Raw genomic sequence first — 17,742 nt, 5'->3', positions numbered from 1 at the left:
TGCCGAGTCAGGGGGTCGGTGGACGTGCGCCCCGCGCGAACCGGCCCGCCCACAGCTTCCACTGCCCCAGCGTCAGCGCCATGTAGAAGCCGGTGCCGACGACGGCGGGGATCCGTCTATGGTGATAGCTGGCGACCATGGCACCTGCGAGCGAGGCGCTCGCGATGCCGCCCAGCGCGAGGGCCCGCAGGTCAGAGGTGGGGTCCCGGGTCCAGGCCTCCTCGCCCAGGATCGCCCGTGTGGCGAAGGACGTCGAATCGTCAGCCGGCGGGGTCATCACGGGGTTCACAGCGAACCACGCCCCGATGGGCAGATACAGCCACCACCGCCGAGTCCACAGGGGCACCATCAGTAAGGGCGTGCTGATCAGCCGGGACCAGGCGCTGACGGGATGGGCGTGCCGACGGAACACGCGCGCGTAGAGTTCATCCGGAGACGTCACAGCACCAGCGTGGCATAGGGGGTTCCCTGCGCCCTATGGTGCCCGGCTCACTCCATGGGAGGCCGGTTCCTGTGCTCCAGCAACGGGGCGACCAGCTCAGCGACGGTGATGCCTCGATGCTGGGCCTCGGCCTGCAGGGCGGCGGCCGTCTGCGGGTCGACGCCGGTCGGCCGTGCAGGGGCCTGCGGCGCCGTGGTCGAGGGCTCAGACGCCCCTGGTGCGGCCCGGCGGCGCAGCGCCGAGAGCAGAGGTGTGACCACGCCGGTCAGCACCGCCAGGATCAGCACGATTCCGTAGAACCGTCCGAAGGTCTCGCTCTCCCAGGTCTCCCACCAGATCAGCACCACGGTCAGGACGGTGGCCAGGGTGATGAGCCCGGCGGCCGCCCCGAGCATCCAGCGGATCACGGCGTCTCGATATGAGGTCATCGTCAGCATGAGGCACAGGAAGCTGGCAGCGACGGTCAGCGTGATGCCGGTGAGCAGCACCTCGTAGGCGTCCCAGATCCAGCTGCTCTCCGACCAGACCATCACCAGGGACCACAACATGCTGAGCGCCGCCACCGCGACGCCGATGATGCCCACCAGACGCTCGGGACGCCCGAACACTGCCGCGCAGCAGAGCATGGCCAGACTGTAGAGACCCACCACCACCGTGGTCAGCAGCACCTGACCACCGGTGTCGTCGAGGCTGAGTCCGAGCAGCGCCAGGATGCCAGCACCTGCGGCGAGCGTGAATGACGCGATCATCGACCAGAGGAAGACCCTTCGGGCGACCTGGCCGGGATTCTTCGATGTCCTCATGGCGGGCCTCTCTTCTCCACGTGGTCCTGCGCTCTTCTCCGGAGCATATCCGGGCTGACGCAAGGGCGCCGGGTTTCCGCGTGCTCCGTGTTCAGGCATCCTGGGCACCGGGGAGGCGACGGCTCTACGCTTGACTGATCATGGAGCACTCAATGTGGATCCTCTCGCTGACCGCCGATGCCGCCTCGGGTGGTGCCGCGGCTCCCTGGTGGCTGCGCTGGGGTCTGCTGGTGGCCGGGGCGCTGGCACTCGCCGCCCTCATGGTGCTGGTCCAGACCCGGCACCGCCCGCCGCGAGGTGCCCTGTGGGCTCTGGTCATTCTGGGCGTGCCGATCCTCGGACCTACGACGTACTTCATCGTGGAGACCGTGCGTCACAGGAGGGAATACCCGTCATCCTCCGGTGAGCCGCCCCCGACCCCGGGCCGCTGACCCGGGAGGGCGCGGCCCTCACCGGTAGTCGTCGACGTCGATCCTCTCCACGGGGGTGTCCTCCATCGCGGTGATGAAGCTCCAGGAGTCAGGCCGGGAGCCGTCCACGTCGGTGAGTGCGTAGTGGGTGGCCAGTTCGAAGGAGCTGGTTGACCGGGTGTTCCAGGCCGCTCGGTTCGGATCCGCGGCCAGCGCGGCGATGCCTCGAGCAAGCATCTCCGGAGTCTCGGAGATCACGAACTCGTAGGGCGGGACGGTGTCGGTCCTCCCGCGGTTGGCCTCGGCGGCCTGTCGCCAGTCCTGCTCGGTGACGCCGAAATGGTCCAGCATCATCTCCGAGCGCAGCCACCCCGGTGAGACTGAGACGGCGGTGCCTCCGTGCGCGGCGAGCTCGTGGCCCTCGGCGAAGGCCAGCCGGTCCACCCCCGTCTTCGCCAGGTCCAGGAACACCGTCTCCCGGTAGTGGGAGGCGTTGTAGGCGCGGGTCCCGTCGGTCACCTCCACCACCAGTCCGCCGGGGTTCCTGGTCAGCAGGCCCAGGGCGCTGTGACTGGTGTTCAGGTGCGTCAGCAGCGCCGTGTCGAACAGACGCCGTCCGGCGTCGAGGTCGTACTCCCACAGCCGGGTCTCGAACTGGACATAGGCTTCTCCGCCGATGTCGTTGACCAGGATGTCCAACCTGCCCTGCTCGCTGTCGATGCGCGCCACCAGGGCCCGCACCGCCTCGACGTCGAGATGGTCCACGACGACGGCATGCGCAGTGCCGCCCGCACCAGTGATGAGCTCCGCGGTCTCCTCGATGGTCTCCGGACGCCCGTAGTCGGAGGGTTTCTGCGCGGTGGAGCGTCCCGTGCAGTAGACGACGGCGCCGGCTCGTCCCAGCTGGCGGGCGATGGCGCGGCCTGCCCCGCGGGTCGCTCCCGCGACCAGGGCGACCCTCCCTTCCAAGGATCGGGTGCCGGTGGGATCGGGTGTGGAATCGGGCTTGGCGTGGTCGGGCCTGGTGCCGTCGGTCATCGAGTCCTCCTGGTGGTGGGGCTGTCTCCACCGAGCGTGCCACCCATTGGCGACACTGGATGTCGCCAATGGGCAGGATCACCATCTAGGATCTGCCCATGCGCACCTCGCGGCTGGTGGCCCTGCTGCTGGAGCTGACCAGGGTGCGGCGGAGCACCGTCGCTGACCTGGCCGCACCCCTCGGGGTTTCAGCCCGCACCATCCAGCGGGACCTGGTCGCCCTGCAGGACATGGGGGTGCCGGTGTGGACCCGCACGGGACCGGCCGGCGGAGTGGGGCTGGTGGAGGGCTGGCGTTCCCCGCTGACCGGGATGATGGCCGCCGAGGTCCAGGCGCTGCTGCTGGGCCAGGCCGGTTCCCGCGAGCTGGGGATGCACACGGAGTTCGAGACCGCCCGGGCGAAGATGGTCTCCAGCCCGGGGGCGCCGCAGGCGATGGGCGAGTCGGCGGTGGAACGCTTCCACATCGACCACCACCGATGGTTCGCAGAACCGGAGCGGCCGCCTGCGCTGCCCACGGTGGCCGATGCGGTGTGGACGGGGCGTCGGCTGAGCATCCGCTATGAGCGTCCCGGCCGACCCGGTGAACCGGTGAGCCGACGTCTGGATCCCCTGGGCCTGGTGCTGAAGACCGACCGCTGGTACCTGATCGCCGCCCACCGACGATCGGTGCGCACCTACCGGGTCTCCCGCATCACGGACGCGACCGTCCACGAGGAACAGGCCTGGCGTCCGGCGGATTTCTCCTTGGCTGATCACTGGCAGCGCTCGCAGACACAGTTCGAGCGCTCCGTGAACAGTCTCCCGGTGTGTGTGTCCATCCCGCAGTCTTCCGCGGAGACCCTGCGCGCGGCCCTTCCCGGGACACAGATCGACGCCGCGCTGGAGGAGGCCCGGCGGACCGCCGGGACGAGCGCCGACCCCGGCGGTGGGACACGGTTGGAGGTCAGCCTGATGACCGAGGCGCTGGAGATCGTCGGAGCCCAGCTGCTCGGAGTGCCCGGAGTGGAGGTGCATGAGCCAGCCGAGCTGCGCGGGTTCCTGCACGGGCGCGGCCAGGACCTGGCGGCCAGGAACACTCCTCGCTGATCTGGCCCACCCGGCTGCAGACGGACGAGGGCAGGAGGGTCTCCGATAGGATCACGGCTGTGACGACCGACGAGCGCCCCGCCCCCTCCAGCCCCGCCCCCTTCAGCCCCGCCTCCTTCAGCCCTGTCCCTTCGGGCACCGCCCTGCCCCGGCTGGTGGCCTTCGACATCGATGGGACCCTGTTCGACTCCACCAAGCGGCCTCAGCCCGGCACGCTGCGGGCGTTCGCCGGTCTGCGTGCCGCGGGCACTCGAATCATGCTCGCCTCCGGGCGGCCCATCCCCGGGCTTCAGGGACTCGCCGAGCGCTGCGGACTCGGGACGGATCTGATCTTCGCCGGCCTCAACGGTTCGGTGGTCGTGGACCAGGCCACCGGCCGCACGCTCGCCCGCCACCCCGTCCCTGAGAATGTCGCCCGGCCGCTGATCGCCACCGGGGTGCGTCACGGAGCGCTGATGATGCTTCCCCACGACGACGAGCTGGTCGTCGCCGACGACGGCGACCCGCAGGCCGTCCACGAGGCCGGAGGAAATGGGCTGACCCTGCGGCTAGTCGAGGACATCACGGCGCCGGGCATCGAGCCCACCAAGGTCCTCTACTGCGCCCCGCGCCCGCAGCTGGAGATCCTGGAGGTCGAGCTGCGGGAACGCTTCGCCGACCGGATCGAGCTGAGCTACTCCTCGCCGATCTACCTGGAGGCCACCGGCGCCGGCGTCGACAAGTCCACCGCACTGCTGGACTTCTGCCGGACCCAGGGGATCGAACCGGCGGAGACGATGGCCTTCGGTGACAACGGCAACGACGTGACGATGCTGCGCGCCGCGGGCATCGGGGTGGCCATGGGCAACGCCATCCCTGAGGCGCAGGAGGCCGCTGACATCGTGACAGCCAGCCATGACGACGAAGGCATCGCCCGTGTGCTGAGCCGCTGGGTCGACGTCGGAGAGCTCACCCCGGCCGTCGGCTGAGCCGCACCGGACCCAGGCCGGCGAACTGTTGTCACCCGGGGGCGGAGCCCCCATGGTGAGGAGTGGCATGTGATCCACACCACCTACCTTGTGTCATCAGGAGCCCCACCATGAGTTCGAACAGAGTCGTCGTCTACAAGTCCCCCGGAGAGGTGGCGGTCGAGTCCGTCGACTACCCCTCCCTGGAAGTCCCCCAGGAGGTGGCGGACCACTTCGGGATCACGAAGAAGGCGCCCCACGCCGCCATCCTGAAGATCGTCACCACCAACATCTGTGGATCGGACCAGCACATGGTCCGCGGCCGCACCACCGCGCCCCAGGGGCAGACCCTCGGGCATGAGATCACCGGCGAGGTCGTCGAAGCCGGGGAGGATGTGCTCTTCGTCAACGAAGGAGACATCTGTTCTGTGCCCTTCAACATCGCCTGCGGCCGCTGCCGCATGTGCGACGAGGGCAAGACCGGCATCTGCCTCAACGTGAACCCGGCCCGCGCCGGCGCCGCCTACGGCTACGTCGACATGGGTGGCTGGATCGGTGGTCAGGCGGAGTACGTGATGATCCCCTATGCGGACTTCAACCTGCTGAAGTTCCCGGACCGGGACCAGGCGCTGGAGAAGATCCTGGACCTCACGATGCTCTCCGACATCTTCCCGACCGGCTATCACGGCGCCTACACGGCCGGAGTCACCACCGGGTCCACCGTCTACGTGGCCGGCGCCGGGCCGGTGGGTCTCGCCGCCGCCCACGCCGCCCAGCTGCTGGGCGCCGCGGTGGTCATGGTCGGAGACATGGTTCCCGGTCGGCTCACCCAGGCCGAGAGCTTCGGCTGCGTCGGCATCGATCTGAGCACCGAGGGTGAACTGACCGACAAGATCGCCGAGGTCGTCGGAGAGCCGGAGGTCGACGCCGCTGTCGACGCCGTCGGCTTCGAGGCCCGCGGCCACGGCTCCGGGGCCGGAGAGGCGCCGGCCACCGTGCTCAACGACTGCATGACCGTGGCCCGTGCCGGTGCGGGGATCGGCATCCCCGGGCTCTACGTCACCGGGGATCCCGGTGCGGTCGACGACGCGGCCAAGGAAGGCACCCTGGGCGTCCGACTGGGACTGGGCTGGGCGAAGTCGCACTCGTTCATGACAGGACAGTGCCCGGTGAAGCAGTACAACCGGAAGCTGATGAACCTGATCCTCCATGACCGCGCGCAGATCGCGAAGGCCGTCAACGCCACCGCCATCGGCCTCGACGATGCCCCGCGCGGGTATCAGGAGTTCGACGACGGCGCGGCCCGGAAGTTCGTCATCGACCCGCATGGCATGGTGGCCGCCTGAGTCGGCGGCCCACCTGCCTGAGGGAGGGGCCAGAGGGCCATCTGCGCCGCCAGACGGGCGGTGCAGATGGCTTCTCTGCGTCACGCCGACAGGGCGCAGGGTCACAGTGCGCCGAGGATGCGGTCCAGAAGGAAGAATCCGAGCAGGCCGTAGACCAGCCCGATCCACAGGGCATGGGTGAGGCTGCGCCAGAACTGCCCGGTGGCGATCAGCAGCCCGAAGGCGGCCGGTACGCAGGCCAGCGCGTAGCCTCCGACGAGGAACCACAGGCCGGTGAACTCGCGCAGGGCGAGCATGTAGAACCCGACCCCGATGGTCCACAGCATGGTGAACTCGAAGAGCAGCGCGGCGATCACTACGGAGGTGACCAGGGCCCACAGGTACCGGCCCCAGGTTCCTCCCGTCCGACGTCGAGACTTCGCCGCCGTCCCATGGTCCCTGGCGGAACGGCCGGATGAGCGGGGCACCGAGCGGTTCGAAGGTCGCTTCTGAGTCCGGTCCCTCGTCCGTGTCGACGTCCGTCCCGGGGGTGCGGCGCTGCGGGACTTTCTGCGGGTGGTCACGGCAGACAAGCCTATCGCGCGCCAGTGTGGGTAGGCCGTCGAGTCTGGGTCACTGCACGTCCGCGTCGGGAGGGCTGATCCGGTGCTCCTGCTCGCGGTCCACCGACACCACTCCGTCGACGGCGGCGAGGGTCTCCCACTGGTCCTCGCGGGCACGGCCGTTGATCATCCCAAGCGAGGTGAGCACACGGTTGACCCGCAGGCCGGCGGCCTGGAGCTCCACGACGACGTCATCCAGGTGTGTCGCGCTCTTCTCATCGACCGTGATGATCCAGCCGACGCTCTCTTCACGGTGGGACTGCATGCCGCCAGGGTAGTCCTCCGACCCGGAATGCAGACAGGCCTGCTCCCCGGTCTGTCCCGGGTCAGCCGGCATCGTCTGCCGGCGGCGCCACGGAGAGCCCTGATCCGACGTCGACGGAGGGCTGCTCCAGCCGCACCGCCTCCTGGACGATCTCGGCCCACAGCTCACGCGACCGGAAGCCGGTGGCCTCGGCGAGGAGTGCGGCGACACCTGCGACATGAGGCGTGGCCATGGAGGTTCCGCTGATCGTCCGGTGCTGCTCGTCCCCGATCCAGGAGGAGAGCACATCCACTCCCGGCGCGGCGACGTCGACCTGTCCGCCCCGTCCCGGCAGCGTGCGGGCCGAGAAGTCCGCGACCCCCAGCTCCGAGTCCAGGGCACCCACAGCCATGACGAAGGGGCTGTTCGCCGGCGCTCCGACGAACCCGTCCTCCCCGGCGCTGCGCCGTGCATTGTTGCCCGCTGCGGCGATGATCAGCGCGCCCTGTTCCAGGGCACGCCGCCCGGCGGCCACGTAGGGCGGGTGCACCTCCGGGATGTCAGCGCCCAGGGACATCGAGATCAGGTCGCAGTCATGGCGCAGGGCCCAGTCGATCCCGGCCAGGATGGAGGTGTCGGAGCCCGAGCCGTCGTCGCCGAGCACCTTCCCGGAGAAGATCTCCGCCTCCGGCGCCACACCGTAGCCCGGGCCGGCCTCGCGGCTGCGCGGCCCGCCCACGGTGCCGATGCAGTGGGTGCCGTGCCCGTGGCCGTCCTGGGCGGTCTCACCCTCGATGAAGGACTCGGCGGTCACGCCGCGATCGGTGAAGTCGGGGTGCTCGAGGTCGAAGCCGGTGTCCAACACTGCTACCCGGACCCCGGCCCCGGTGTGCCCCGACTCGACGGCGCGCACCGCCTGCAGGCCCCAGGTCAGCTCCGCGGTGTCGGTGAAAGAGCCTGAATGCTCGGCAGGCCGGGCCGGCGTCGCGGGACCCAGCACGTGGTAGATCCGTTCGGGCAGCACCCGGACGGGACGGCGGCGATCCCGGCAGCGGCTCCGGAAGGCCTCCAGGCGTTCGTCCTCCCCGTCGACCACGGCGATGCCCAGTCGGGAGAAGTAGGTGTCGGTGGAGAGACCCTCTGCGCTGAGCAGACCTGGGGCCTCCTGATCCCGGACGTGGAGGTCGGCGGTGTCGAAGACGACGACGAAGCGACCCTCGCGGGTGCTGGTGGTCAGAGTGTGCTCGGGAGTGTGCATCGGGGCCTCCTGCTGGTCCGGATCGGGTCATGAGGACGTGGTCCCACAGTAGGCTCCGGCGGTGACATCCCCCAGGGGTGGCGTCTCCGCCCGGCTCAGTGCAGAGACCCGCCGGGGGTCGCCAGGTCGGCGCCGCCGTGCAGCGTCTCCTCCAGCAGGATCTCCACGGCCTCCACCGCCCCCTCCAGGCTCACCGGAGACAGCGGGTCCCGCAGGTCAGGGACATGGACGAACCCTCCAGGGATCTCCAGGCCGCGCACCCGCAGACCGTGCAGCAGGGAGTAGAGGACGTCGTTGCAGACGAAGCTTCCGGCGCTCAGCGAGAGCTGCACCGGGATGTTCGCCGCGCTGATCCGTGTGTGGGCGGCCTTGAGCCGCAGAGTGGAGAACAGTGCGCCGTCGCCGCCCTCGACCACGGGCTCATCGGCCGGCTGGGCGCCGGCGTTGTCGGGGATCCGCGCATCGCGCAGATTCACCCCCACCCGTTCCAGCCGCACCACGTCGGTGCCGGCAGCCAGGCCCAGGGCGAGGACGGCGGCCGGGGGCCTGCCCTCGACGACGGCGGCCTCCACCGCCTCGTCCAGCAGCCGAGGCGCCTGACCAAAGGCCACCGGCAGGCGCAGCGGGCGGACCTCGGGCGCTCCCGGGAGGGAGGACTGACCTGCCGCGGCGCGCGCGGCTACTGCGGTGACCACGTCCCAGGAGGGATTGTGGTCCATCCCGCCGAAGGGTTCGAAACCGGAGAGGAGCACCAACGGTGCGGCGCTCGTGGGCCGGTCGTCCAGAGGTCCGGCACTCATGGGCTCAGGGCTTCAGGCTGACTCGCGCACGATGACTTCGGCCTTGCCGATCATCACCACATCGTCGCCGGAGGCGATCTGCTCGGCGGCGGGGCGCTGCGGGGCGTCGTCGACGGCCGCGATGACGGCGTCGGCGATCAGCGAGGCGATCACCGACTCGTCCCAGTGGACCGTGGTCAGTCGCGGACGGGACCACTCGGCCAACGAGACGTCGTCATAGCCGACGATGGCGATGTCCTCGGGGCAGGCGATGCCTTCGTCCTGCAGCGTGGCCATCAGCATGATCGCGATGTTGTCGCTGAAGGCGCAGAGCGCCGTCACACCAGCCTCGCGGGCCCGGCGGACCGCCTTGACTGCGTCGGAGCCGTCGACGGCGACGGAGGTCACCACCGGAATCTGCAGTCCGAGTCCCTCGGCGATGCGCTCGGCCGTGGCGGCACGCCATGCGGAGATCTCGCCGGCGACGGGGCTGGCCGTGCCCACATAGCCGATACGGGAGTGGCCGGCCTGCGCGAGGTGCTCCACCTGGGCGGCGGCGCCGGCGTCGCGAGTGTTCGCAGGCAGCTGGGTGGCCGCCATCAGCGTGGTGCCGTCGGCGGCCTCCTCATCGATCCACCCCGGCAGGGCTCCGAAGAGCGGAAAGATCATCTGCGGGGCGAGGTCCTGGACCAGTGCGGTGAGCGCGCCGTGGTCCGAGGACTCGAAGTGCACCGCCATGGAGTAGCCGCGTCGACTCAGCTCGGCGGTGAGCATGCCGATCAGTGCGGTGGCCGGCTCGCCCAGCTGTGTGCGCGGTACCACGCACACCAGATTCGTGGACTTTCCCGAGGCCAGAGACTTGGCATTCCGGTTGGGGTGGTAGCCGAGCTCCTCCGCGGCGTTGAGCACGCCGCGCCGGGTCTCCTCGGAGATGGTCTGGCCGGGGGTGTTGTTCAGCACGAAGCTGACGGTGGCGCGGGAGACGTTGGCGCGCGCGGCGACGTCGGCGCCGGTCGGACGGCGTCGACGGACAGGGGCGTCAGCCGCGGCGCGGGCACCATCGATGCCCTGCGGCGGCTGGGTGTCTGAGGCAGGCATTGTGATCAACGTAGCAGAGCCGGACTTCGATCTGGCGAAGACCTGACGTGCTGAGAAACATGCATTCTTTCGGGTGGGCCTGGGGTGGGGGGCGGTCAGCCGATCACCAGGATGAGTCCTCCCACCGCCAGCACAGAGATCGTCGCGCCGGTCCAGAGCCCGTGCAGCAGACCGCGACGCAGACTGCCGGTGCCCACCGTCACCGCGGAGGTGGCCGGGAGGCAGGCCAGCAGGAACGCGCCCAGGAGCCAGCCGCCCCACGGGCGGCCCATCCCGTAGCTGACCAGCGCCAGGAAGTGCATGTGGAACACCGGATAGCCCACCAGCAGAGAGAGCACCACGCCGACTCCGACCCCCGACCTCCGGCGACGCCGGGCCATCCTGGCCGCATCGCCGTCGAGCTCGGCGGCGGAGAGCCGTCGCCGGCCGCTGTCAGGTGAGATCGTCATGGATCGAAGAGTAGACGGGAGGGCTCGAGGTGACCAGGTCGGTCGGCCGCGTCCATGCGTCGCCGGACACGGGGCGCCCCTGTCAGAGACGTGCGCTGGACGTCCACTGGATGGACCGACGCTCACGTGCCGACGCCGGCGTGCCGTACCCTGGCCTGCACGGTCTAAAGAAAGTACTGACCACTGCGACGGTGCAGATGCCGATGACCTCGGCGCGCACTGCAGCGAACGGCCGGAGCGCACGGTCCACCCGACGACGTGTGGACGCTCCCGCGGGATCCGCGATGCGCCGTGCCGACCTGATCAGACGCTTTCCAGGAGTCACCACTGATGTCCACCACCGACACGACCGCGCCCATCACCGACGACGAGGTCTTCACCTCCCACGAGGGTGGCAAGCTCACCGTCGAGACCACCATGCCGCTGGATTCGAAGCGGGCGCTGTCCATCGCGTACACCCCCGGGGTCGCCAAGGTCTCCCGGGCGATCCACGAGGACCCCGCCGCACACGCCACCCACACCTGGGCCTCCCGGCTCGTGGTGGTGCTCTCCGACGGCACCGCCGTGCTGGGGCTGGGGAACATCGGGGCCGCCGCCTCGCTGCCGGTCATGGAGGGCAAGTCCGCGCTCTTCCGGGAGTTCGGCGGGCTGAACTCGATTCCGCTGGTCATCGACACCACCGACGTGGACGAGATCGTGGAGACCATGGTCCGGCTGCGGCCCAGCTTCGGGGCCGTCAACCTCGAGGATGTGGTCGCTCCGCGCTGCTTCGAGCTGGAGCAGAAGCTCATCGAGGCCCTCGACTGCCCGGTGATGCATGATGACCAGCACGGTACCGCCGTGGTGGTGCTCGCCGCGCTGACCAACGCCGCTCGGCTCACCGGGCGCAGCTTCGCCGACACGCGGGTGGTGATCGCCGGAGCCGGAGCGGCCGGCATCGCGGTGGCCGACATCCTGCACGAGGCAGGGATCGGCGACATCATCCTTACCGACTCGCAGGGGACCGTCCACCGGGATCGCGACGACCTCAACGCCGTGAAGGCCCGGGTGGCCGGTTTCACGAATCGGGAGAGCGTCATCGGGGGGATCTCGGAGGCGCTCGACGGGGCGGACGTGTTCGTCGGGGTGTCCTCGTCGAAGGTCCCGGAGGAGGCGGTGGCGCGGATGGCGCCGGACTCCATCGTCTTCGCCCTGTCCAACCCGGACCCGGAGATCATGCCCGAGGTTGCCGCCCGACATGCCGCCGTCGTCGCCACTGGGCGTTCCGACTTCCCGAACCAGATCAACAACGTGCTGGCCTTTCCCGGGATCTTCCGCGGGGCGCTCGACGCTGGCGCCCGGCGGATCACCTCGGCGATGAAGGTCGCCGCGGCCACCGCGATCGCCGACACCGTGGGGGAGGACCTCGGCCCCGACTACATCGTGCCCTCGCCGCTCGACGAGCGTGTGGCAGCGGACGTGGCGGCCGCTGTGATCGAGGCTGCCCGGCAGGACGGGGTGACCGGCGAGGTGGGGTGACCGGGCCTGATGCCCGGGCCTAGTCGCGCACGGGACGCCCCGTGCTGCGTTCCCAGACGGCGACTGAGCGTCCTGCCTCCTCCGCGGCACGCCGCAGGGGAGGCAGGACGCGGTCGCGCGTCTGCTCAGGCGTCTCCAGCCCTGCGGATACTGAGACGTTGATCGCCGCGACCACGCCTCGTTCCGGATGGATCACCGGGGCGGAGACCGAGCGCAGCCCGGTCTCGAGCTCCTGGTCGACGAGAGTCCATCCTGCCCGCTGGGCCGTGTTGATGATCTGCAGAAGCTCGTCGACCCCGGTGCGGGTGACTGGGGTGAGCTGGGGCCGTTCCGCGTGGTCGAGGAGCCGGCGTCGTGCGTCCTCGTCCAGGCCTCCGAGGAGCACGCGACCCATGGAGGTGGCGAAGGCCGGCAGGCGCGTGCCGACGTCGAGGTCCATGCGCATGATGCGGCGGGTGTGCGCCCGCGCGATGTAGACGATCTCCTCACCCACCAGCACCGAGGCTGAGCATGATTCGTTCAGCTCGGAGGCCAGGGTGCGCAGCAGCGGCTGCAGCACGTCGTGCAGCCCGTTGCCGGACCAGAAGCCGACGCCGAGGCTGAGCACCTTCGGCGTGAGCACGAAGAGCCGGCCGTCGGTGCTCGCGTAGTCCAGGTGGACCAGCGTCTTGAGCATGCGCCGGGCGGCAGCCCGGGAGAGCCCGGTGCGCCGGGCGACGTCGGAGAGCGTCATCGGGTCCTCGGCCTCGGCGAAGGACTCGAGCACTTTGAGTCCGTTGGCCAGAGACCGGACGAACTCCTCCTTATCAGGGGATTCCGAGGAGGTCGGGGTCTCCTGCGGCGCATCGGTGCGCTGGGTGGACGCGCCGTTCGCTGTGCGGGGGTCTTCCATGTGACGAGCCTATACCGCCCGGTCAGCGGTGCGACGATGCATGCGCCTCTTGACGTGATCCGCATCACAGCTGTGTAATGTGCCTATAGCGAACTGTTGTTCGCTCTGGGCACGTTTCCAAGGTGCCCTGAGGGGCCGGGAGGCCCAGCCGTTCACATCGAGGAGTCTCCATGCGACGCACCCTGACTGCCGGAGGAGCCGTCACCGCCCTGGCCCTGATGACCGCATGTGGCGGGGGTGACGCCGCAGACGACGGCGGCCCGGGCTCCGAGGGCGAGCTCACTGAGATCACGGTGGGCGTGATGCCGATCGTGGACACCGCCGCCATCTGGTTGGGCGTCGAGGAGGGCATCTTCGAGGAGCACGGCCTCGACGTCACGCTGGAGGTGGCCCAGGGTGGTGCGGCCATCGCCCCCGCCGTCGTCAGCGGGGACTACGACTTCGGCTTCTCCAACACCGTCTCCCTGTTCATCGCCGCCGACCGCGACCTGCCGCTGACGCTGCTCACCCCTGGAGCGGCCACCACTGGGGACACCAGCGAGGACATCGGCGCCGTGCTCACCATGCCGGAGACCGGGATCGAGGCGCCGGCCGACCTCGAGGGCCGCTCCGTGGCTGTCAACACGCTGAACAACATCGGCGACGTCACCATCAGCGAGGTCGTGGCCCAGGACGGCGGAGATCCCACGGACATCAGCTTCGTGGAGATGGGCTTCCCCGACATGCCTGCCGCCGTGGCCTCCGGGGAGGTCGACGCCGCCTGGATCCTCGAACCGTTCTCCAGCATCGCTCAGGAGCAGGGCGCTGAGGTGGTGACCTACAACTTCGCCGAGACCGACGAGAACCTGCTCATCGCCGGATACTTCACCGATGAGCCCTTCGCCCAGCAGGAGCCCGAGGTCGTCGACGCCTTCACGGCCGCCATGACGGAGTCCCTCGAACATGCCCAGCAGAACCCCGACGAGGCCCGCGCGATCCTGAGCACCTACACCGAGATCGATGACGAGATTCTCGAGCGCATGGTGATGCCGGAGTTCCCGGCAGAGATCGACCGCGAGTCGCTCCAGCATCTGGCCGACCTCTCTCACGAGCACGGGCTCATCACGGACGAGCTCGACGTCGCCGAAATCATCCGCTGACGCCCGCCGCTGACGTCCACGACCGGAGGTCCACCGCCATGACGACTCAGACGGCCGCGCCGCCGTCGACGACGCCGCGCGCCGCACGCCGGCCCCGTGAAGGGACCAACCGGGCCCTATGGGGCAGTGCCGGGGTGCTGTCCCTGATCCTCGTGCTCGAGCTGCTGCCCCGCAGCGGCGCCGTAGACGCCCGATTCCTGCCGCCCTTCTCCGAGATCGCCGCCGCGCTCGCCGACCGGATCACCACCGGGGAGTTCTGGACCGCCCTGGGCGACACCCTGGTGACCTGGGCGATCGGATTCTCCATCGCCCTGGTGGCCGGGATCGTGCTGGGCATGGTCATCGGCTCCGTGGGGATCCTGCGGGACGCCACCGCATCGACCATCGAGTTCCTGCGGCCCATCCCTTCGGTGGCGCTCATCCCCCTGGCGGTGCTGATGCTGGGCACCGGTCGCCCCGGGACCCTGCTGCTGGTGGTCTATGCGACCTTCTGGCAGGTTCTGGTGCAGGTGCTCTACGGGGTCCAGGACGTCGATCCGGTCGCCCGGGACACGGCCCGGTCCTACCGCTTCCGCTTCCTGACCACCGCGCGGACGGTCGTCTGGCCCACCACCCTGCCCTTCGCGATGACCGGATTCCGGCTCGGGGCCACTGTGGCGCTGATCCTCACCATCACCGGGGAGCTCATCATCGGCACCCCCGGGCTCGGACGTCTGCTGGCCGTGGCCCAGCAGTCCGGCCAAGTCTCCTCCATGTACGCCCTGGTCATCGTCACCGGACTGATCGGGGTCCTGGTCAACCTCGGCGCCCGCGCCGTGGAGCGCCGGGTCCTGCACTGGCACTCCTCCGTCCGACGGGAGACCGCGTCATGACCACCACCCAGCCTGCGACCGCCCCCGCCCGCGCGAGCGGCCTCGTCGCTCTGCGGCGGCTTCCGGTGTGGCGTCGCCTCCTGACGCTTCTGGCGCTTCCGCTGATCCTGGTGGTGATCTGGTGGGTCACCTCGGATCGGGCGGACAGCTTCTTCTACCCGCCGCTGCGGGACATCCTGGCGACCTTCGGGCCCACCTGGTTCGAGGGGCGCATCACCGCCGACGTCGTGCCCTCGCTGGGCCGGCTGCTGGCCGGCTACGCGCTTGCCATGCTGATCGGCGTCGGACTCGGGACCGCCATCGGACTCAGCTCCCGGCTGCGGGCCTTCCTGGAGCCGGTGCTGGAGTTCTTCCGCGCCATCCCGCCGCCGGTGATGGTCCCGATCCTCATGCTGTTCCTGGGCATCGGCACCGGCATGAAGGTCTTCGTCATCGCCGCAGGCGCCGTCTGGCCCATCCTGCTGAACACCGTCGAAGGCGTCCGAGGGGTCGACGAGGTCCTCCGGGACACGGCCAGAACCTATCGACTGGGCCGCCTCACCCAGCTACGTACTCTCGTGCTGCGCGGGGCGACTCCGCAGATCGTCACCGGAGCGCGCCAGTCGCTGTCCATCGCGATCATTCTGATGGTCATCTCCGAGATGTTCGCCGCGCACAACGGCTTGGGCTTCACCATCGTGCAGTTCCAGCGGTCCTTCGCCATGCCGGAGATGTGGACCGGCATCATCCTGCTCGGCCTGGTCGGCGTCGTCCTGTCCGTGCTCTTCCGCATCATCGAACGGCCCGTGCTCTTCTGGTACCACGGCCAGCGCCAGTCCCACAGGGGAGGAAACTGATGTCCCACTCAGCTCATCGACCGCCGACGGGATCCCCCATGCTGGAGGTCCGGGGTCTCCGGAAGGTCTACCGATCCGCGTCCGGGGACACCGAGGCGATACGCGACCTGACCTTCGACGCCACCGCGGGAGAGATCGTGTGCATCGTGGGGCCCTCGGGCGCCGGGAAGACCACGCTGCTGCGGTGCATCTCCGGGCTGCTGGCCCCCACCTCCGGGACGGTGTCGCTGGAGGGCCACGACGTCTCCGGCCCCCCGCGAGGCATGGCTGTGGTGTTCCAGGAGTACGCCCGCTCCCTGTTCCCGTGGCTGACCGTCGCGCAGAACGTGGAGCTGCCGCTGAAGGAGAAGGGACTGAAGAAGTCTGAGCGGGCCCGGCTGGTCCAGGACTCTCTGGAGGCGGTGGGGCTGGGTGACGTCCCGGACTCCTACCCGTGGCAGCTCTCCGGCGGCATGCAGCAGCGCGTGGCCATCGCCCGCGCCGCCGCCTATGAGCCGCACATCCTGCTGATGGACGAACCCTTCGCGGCCGTGGACGCCCAGACGCGCGCCGATCTGGAGGACCTGGTGCGGCACCTGTGGCAGCGGCTCGGGATCACGCTGCTGTTCGTCACCCATGACATCGATGAGTCCATCTACTTGGGTCAGCGGGTGCTGGTGCTCTCCGCCCGGCCCACGGTGATCCTCGAGGATGTGGCGGTGGACCTCCCCGATGAGCGGGACCAGCTGACTACCCGCAACGATCCCGAGTTCGGGCGGCTGCGCGCCCATATCTATGACCTCGTCCAGCGGGCCAAGCAGGGCTATCGTCCTGACGAGGAGGCGGCGGAGAGCACGGTGTGATGACGTCCGCGCCCCGGGGCGCCCCCGGCGGTCCGGCGGGCCCCGAGCGCCTGGGGCTGCTGGTGCTGGCGGTCATCCTGGTGGGGCTGACCCTGCGATCCCCGATCGTCGGAGTGCCCCCGGTGCTGGGTGCCATCAGCGCCGAGCTGGCCTTCAGCCCGACGACGGTGGCGGTGCTCGCCGGCTGGCGTTGGGCGATCAGCCTCCCCGGGCTGTTCGTGGTGCTCGCGCTGGTGGTCTGGGTGCTGCGGATGCGGGTCGCTGGCGTGGCGGGCGCGCGCGGGATGACGGCGGGATGGCAGGCGTCCGGGGCGTCCGGGGCGGCTGGGTCGTCCGGGGCGTCGCCGGCGCCGGGTCCTGGTGCTCGGGCGGAGGCGGGGGGCGACGTCTGGCGGGAGTCGGGGGCCTGGTGGCTGGCGGTCTTCTTCGGGATGCAGTCCCTGCTGTTCTACACCGGCGCCACCTGGATGCCCGCGCAGCTGGTGGAGTCGGGCGGGCTCAGCGAGGCCACGGCCGGCACGGCCCTGTCGATCTTCCACCTGATCGGCATCGCCGGGACGCTGCTGGTGCCGTCGATGCTGCGCATCTCCGGGGACGCGCGGATCGTTGGAGCGGGAATCGGGGCCGGCTGGTTCCTCTTCTTCGCCGGGCTGCAGACGGCCCCGGAGCTCTGGCCCCTGCTCATGGCGACGGGAGGACTCGTGCAGGGGGCGGGCATCGGGCTGTCCCTGACGCTGATCGCCATGCGCCCGGTGGACCTGGCCTTCGGCAGGCAGCTCTCCGGCATGGTGCAGGGGGTCGGCTATGCGATCGCCGCGACCGGGCCGGTGATGGTGGGGATGATCCATGAGGTCACCCGGTCCTGGTGGTGGGGGACGGGGATGCTGCTGCTGTGCTCTTCGGTGATGGTGGCGGCCGCGTGGCAGGCCGGCAGGAGCAGCCCGCTTGGGCCCGAGCCCTGCCCTGATGTCTGACCCTGAGGCCCGATCCTGTGACACATCGACTGGGGGATCTGGATGCGGCTATGCGGCTCTCCGGGGGCGTAGCCGTGTCCAGATCCCCCGATCGACGAGGAGTTCGCGGGTCGGCGGAGTATGCGGGCGGGGTATGCGGGCGGGGTATGCGGGCGGGGTATGCGG

The 17,742-nt window shown here is 69.9% G+C and carries 20 protein-coding genes; 10 read left to right on the top strand and 10 right to left on the bottom strand.

Translation table 11 applies throughout. From position 1 onward, the window contains the following. Positions 1 to 7: 7 nt before the first annotated feature. Both ODE13_RS07170 and ODE13_RS07165 read right to left on the bottom strand, forming a co-directional pair. Positions 8 to 442 (bottom strand): DUF6653 family protein, encoded by a 435-nt coding sequence (locus ODE13_RS07170; RefSeq protein WP_322478653.1) that lies wholly within the window; start codon positions 440 to 442, stop codon positions 8 to 10. Positions 443 to 489: 47 nt separating this feature from the next. Beyond that, complete coding sequence (locus ODE13_RS07165) at positions 490 to 1,245, bottom strand: hypothetical protein (RefSeq protein WP_322478652.1); 756 nt, start codon at positions 1,243 to 1,245, stop codon at positions 490 to 492. Positions 1,246 to 1,385: 140 nt separating this feature from the next. Between ODE13_RS07165 and ODE13_RS07160 the strand changes: the two genes are divergently transcribed. Then, the gene (locus ODE13_RS07160) at positions 1,386 to 1,676 is read left to right on the top strand and encodes a PLDc N-terminal domain-containing protein (protein ID WP_322478651.1); all 291 of its coding nucleotides are present in this window, start codon (positions 1,386 to 1,388) and stop codon (positions 1,674 to 1,676) included. 18 nt (positions 1,677 to 1,694) lie between these two features. Here the strand turns inward: ODE13_RS07160 and ODE13_RS07155 are convergent, their stop codons facing one another. Beyond that, on the bottom strand, positions 1,695 to 2,693 hold the full coding sequence (locus ODE13_RS07155; protein ID WP_322478650.1) for an SDR family oxidoreductase: 999 nt from the start codon (positions 2,691 to 2,693) through the stop codon (positions 1,695 to 1,697). 98 nt (positions 2,694 to 2,791) lie between these two features. On the opposite strand from ODE13_RS07155, the gene ODE13_RS07150 reads away from it, so the two are divergent. From ODE13_RS07150 to fdhA, 3 genes are all read left to right on the top strand, one after another. Continuing rightward, positions 2,792 to 3,781, top strand: a complete 990-nt coding sequence (locus ODE13_RS07150; RefSeq protein ID WP_322478649.1) for a helix-turn-helix transcriptional regulator — start codon at positions 2,792 to 2,794, stop codon at positions 3,779 to 3,781. Between the two features lie 59 nt (positions 3,782 to 3,840). Next, the gene (locus ODE13_RS07145) at positions 3,841 to 4,749 is read left to right on the top strand and encodes an HAD family hydrolase (RefSeq protein WP_322478648.1); all 909 of its coding nucleotides are present in this window, start codon (positions 3,841 to 3,843) and stop codon (positions 4,747 to 4,749) included. Between the two features lie 110 nt (positions 4,750 to 4,859). Continuing rightward, positions 4,860 to 6,074, top strand: coding sequence for a formaldehyde dehydrogenase, glutathione-independent (gene fdhA / locus ODE13_RS07140; protein WP_179541371.1), 1,215 nt, complete (start codon positions 4,860 to 4,862; stop codon positions 6,072 to 6,074). A 101-nt stretch (positions 6,075 to 6,175) separates the two neighbouring features. Here fdhA and ODE13_RS07135 read toward each other — a convergent pair whose 3' ends face one another. From ODE13_RS07135 to ODE13_RS07110, 6 genes are all read right to left on the bottom strand, one after another. Further along, a complete protein-coding gene (locus tag ODE13_RS07135) occupies positions 6,176 to 6,541 on the bottom strand; it encodes a hypothetical protein (RefSeq protein ID WP_322478647.1) in 366 nt (121 codons plus the stop codon). A 145-nt stretch (positions 6,542 to 6,686) separates the two neighbouring features. Next, positions 6,687 to 6,941, bottom strand: a complete 255-nt coding sequence (locus ODE13_RS07130; protein ID WP_322478646.1) for a hypothetical protein — start codon at positions 6,939 to 6,941, stop codon at positions 6,687 to 6,689. A gap of 61 nt (positions 6,942 to 7,002) precedes the next feature. Further along, the gene (locus ODE13_RS07125; RefSeq protein ID WP_322478645.1) at positions 7,003 to 8,178 is read right to left on the bottom strand and encodes a S8 family serine peptidase; all 1,176 of its coding nucleotides are present in this window, start codon (positions 8,176 to 8,178) and stop codon (positions 7,003 to 7,005) included. A gap of 95 nt (positions 8,179 to 8,273) precedes the next feature. Beyond that, complete coding sequence (locus tag ODE13_RS07120; protein WP_322478644.1) at positions 8,274 to 8,978, bottom strand: pyroglutamyl-peptidase I; 705 nt, start codon at positions 8,976 to 8,978, stop codon at positions 8,274 to 8,276. 12 nt (positions 8,979 to 8,990) lie between these two features. Then, positions 8,991 to 10,055 (bottom strand): LacI family DNA-binding transcriptional regulator, encoded by a 1,065-nt coding sequence (locus ODE13_RS07115; RefSeq protein ID WP_322478643.1) that lies wholly within the window; start codon positions 10,053 to 10,055, stop codon positions 8,991 to 8,993. 95 nt (positions 10,056 to 10,150) lie between these two features. Beyond that, complete coding sequence (locus ODE13_RS07110) at positions 10,151 to 10,504, bottom strand: hypothetical protein (protein ID WP_179541365.1); 354 nt, start codon at positions 10,502 to 10,504, stop codon at positions 10,151 to 10,153. Positions 10,505 to 10,834: 330 nt separating this feature from the next. Here ODE13_RS07110 and ODE13_RS07105 point away from each other — a divergent pair, with 330 nt between their 5' ends. Further along, the gene (locus ODE13_RS07105; RefSeq protein WP_322478642.1) at positions 10,835 to 12,022 is read left to right on the top strand and encodes an NADP-dependent malic enzyme; all 1,188 of its coding nucleotides are present in this window, start codon (positions 10,835 to 10,837) and stop codon (positions 12,020 to 12,022) included. A gap of 19 nt (positions 12,023 to 12,041) precedes the next feature. On the opposite strand, the gene ODE13_RS07100 is transcribed toward ODE13_RS07105, so the two are convergent. Then, the gene (locus tag ODE13_RS07100; protein ID WP_322478641.1) at positions 12,042 to 12,914 is read right to left on the bottom strand and encodes an IclR family transcriptional regulator domain-containing protein; all 873 of its coding nucleotides are present in this window, start codon (positions 12,912 to 12,914) and stop codon (positions 12,042 to 12,044) included. A 170-nt stretch (positions 12,915 to 13,084) separates the two neighbouring features. On the opposite strand from ODE13_RS07100, the gene ODE13_RS07095 reads away from it, so the two are divergent. Genes ODE13_RS07095 through ODE13_RS07075 form a run of 5 tightly spaced genes read left to right on the top strand, consistent with a single transcriptional unit; the run spans position 13,085 to position 17,577 of the window. Further along, entirely contained in the window at positions 13,085 to 14,053 is a 969-nt protein-coding gene (locus ODE13_RS07095) for an ABC transporter substrate-binding protein (protein WP_322478640.1), read from the top strand. A 38-nt stretch (positions 14,054 to 14,091) separates the two neighbouring features. Further along, the gene (locus ODE13_RS07090; RefSeq protein WP_322478639.1) at positions 14,092 to 14,925 is read left to right on the top strand and encodes an ABC transporter permease; all 834 of its coding nucleotides are present in this window, start codon (positions 14,092 to 14,094) and stop codon (positions 14,923 to 14,925) included. Further along, positions 14,922 to 15,761 (top strand): ABC transporter permease, encoded by an 840-nt coding sequence (locus tag ODE13_RS07085; protein WP_322478638.1) that lies wholly within the window; start codon positions 14,922 to 14,924, stop codon positions 15,759 to 15,761. The genes ODE13_RS07090 and ODE13_RS07085 overlap by 4 nt, the downstream gene beginning before the upstream one ends. Beyond that, the gene (locus tag ODE13_RS07080; protein ID WP_322478637.1) at positions 15,761 to 16,603 is read left to right on the top strand and encodes an ABC transporter ATP-binding protein; all 843 of its coding nucleotides are present in this window, start codon (positions 15,761 to 15,763) and stop codon (positions 16,601 to 16,603) included. The genes ODE13_RS07085 and ODE13_RS07080 overlap by 1 nt, the downstream gene beginning before the upstream one ends. Further along, the gene (locus tag ODE13_RS07075; RefSeq protein WP_322478636.1) at positions 16,603 to 17,577 is read left to right on the top strand and encodes a hypothetical protein; all 975 of its coding nucleotides are present in this window, start codon (positions 16,603 to 16,605) and stop codon (positions 17,575 to 17,577) included. Before ODE13_RS07080 ends, ODE13_RS07075 begins: the two co-directional genes overlap by 1 nt. Positions 17,578 to 17,742 lie beyond the last annotated feature (165 nt).

This window comes from Nesterenkonia sp. HG001 (assembly GCF_034438835.1).
GTDB lineage: Bacteria > Actinomycetota > Actinomycetes > Actinomycetales > Micrococcaceae > Nesterenkonia > Nesterenkonia xinjiangensis.
Note: the sequence above shows the minus strand (reverse complement) of the source record. Positions and strands in the feature narration are given on the sequence as shown.

Bases quoted from the DNA above. Each gene is read 5' to 3' on its own strand.
- ODE13_RS07075 (WP_322478636.1), top strand. From the start codon at position 16,603: ATGACGTCCGCGCCCCGGGGCGCCCCCGGCGGTCCGGCGGGCCCCGAG.
- ODE13_RS07080 (WP_322478637.1), top strand. From the start codon at position 15,761: ATGTCCCACTCAGCTCATCGACCGCCGACGGGATCCCCCATGCTGGAG.
- ODE13_RS07085 (WP_322478638.1), top strand. From the start codon at position 14,922: ATGACCACCACCCAGCCTGCGACCGCCCCCGCCCGCGCGAGCGGCCTC.
- ODE13_RS07090 (WP_322478639.1), top strand. From the start codon at position 14,092: ATGACGACTCAGACGGCCGCGCCGCCGTCGACGACGCCGCGCGCCGCA.
- ODE13_RS07120 (WP_322478644.1), bottom strand. From the start codon at position 8,978: ATGAGTGCCGGACCTCTGGACGACCGGCCCACGAGCGCCGCACCGTTG.
- fdhA (WP_179541371.1), top strand. From the start codon at position 4,860: ATGAGTTCGAACAGAGTCGTCGTCTACAAGTCCCCCGGAGAGGTGGCG.
- ODE13_RS07155 (WP_322478650.1), bottom strand. From the start codon at position 2,693: ATGACCGACGGCACCAGGCCCGACCACGCCAAGCCCGATTCCACACCC.
- ODE13_RS07160 (WP_322478651.1), top strand. From the start codon at position 1,386: ATGGAGCACTCAATGTGGATCCTCTCGCTGACCGCCGATGCCGCCTCG.
- ODE13_RS07165 (WP_322478652.1), bottom strand. From the start codon at position 1,245: ATGAGGACATCGAAGAATCCCGGCCAGGTCGCCCGAAGGGTCTTCCTC.
- ODE13_RS07105 (WP_322478642.1), top strand. From the start codon at position 10,835: ATGTCCACCACCGACACGACCGCGCCCATCACCGACGACGAGGTCTTC.
- ODE13_RS07130 (WP_322478646.1), bottom strand. From the start codon at position 6,941: ATGCAGTCCCACCGTGAAGAGAGCGTCGGCTGGATCATCACGGTCGAT.
- ODE13_RS07150 (WP_322478649.1), top strand. From the start codon at position 2,792: ATGCGCACCTCGCGGCTGGTGGCCCTGCTGCTGGAGCTGACCAGGGTG.
- ODE13_RS07115 (WP_322478643.1), bottom strand. From the start codon at position 10,055: ATGCCTGCCTCAGACACCCAGCCGCCGCAGGGCATCGATGGTGCCCGC.
- ODE13_RS07100 (WP_322478641.1), bottom strand. From the start codon at position 12,914: ATGGAAGACCCCCGCACAGCGAACGGCGCGTCCACCCAGCGCACCGAT.
- ODE13_RS07125 (WP_322478645.1), bottom strand. From the start codon at position 8,178: ATGCACACTCCCGAGCACACTCTGACCACCAGCACCCGCGAGGGTCGC.
- ODE13_RS07095 (WP_322478640.1), top strand. From the start codon at position 13,085: ATGCGACGCACCCTGACTGCCGGAGGAGCCGTCACCGCCCTGGCCCTG.
- ODE13_RS07110 (WP_179541365.1), bottom strand. From the start codon at position 10,504: ATGACGATCTCACCTGACAGCGGCCGGCGACGGCTCTCCGCCGCCGAG.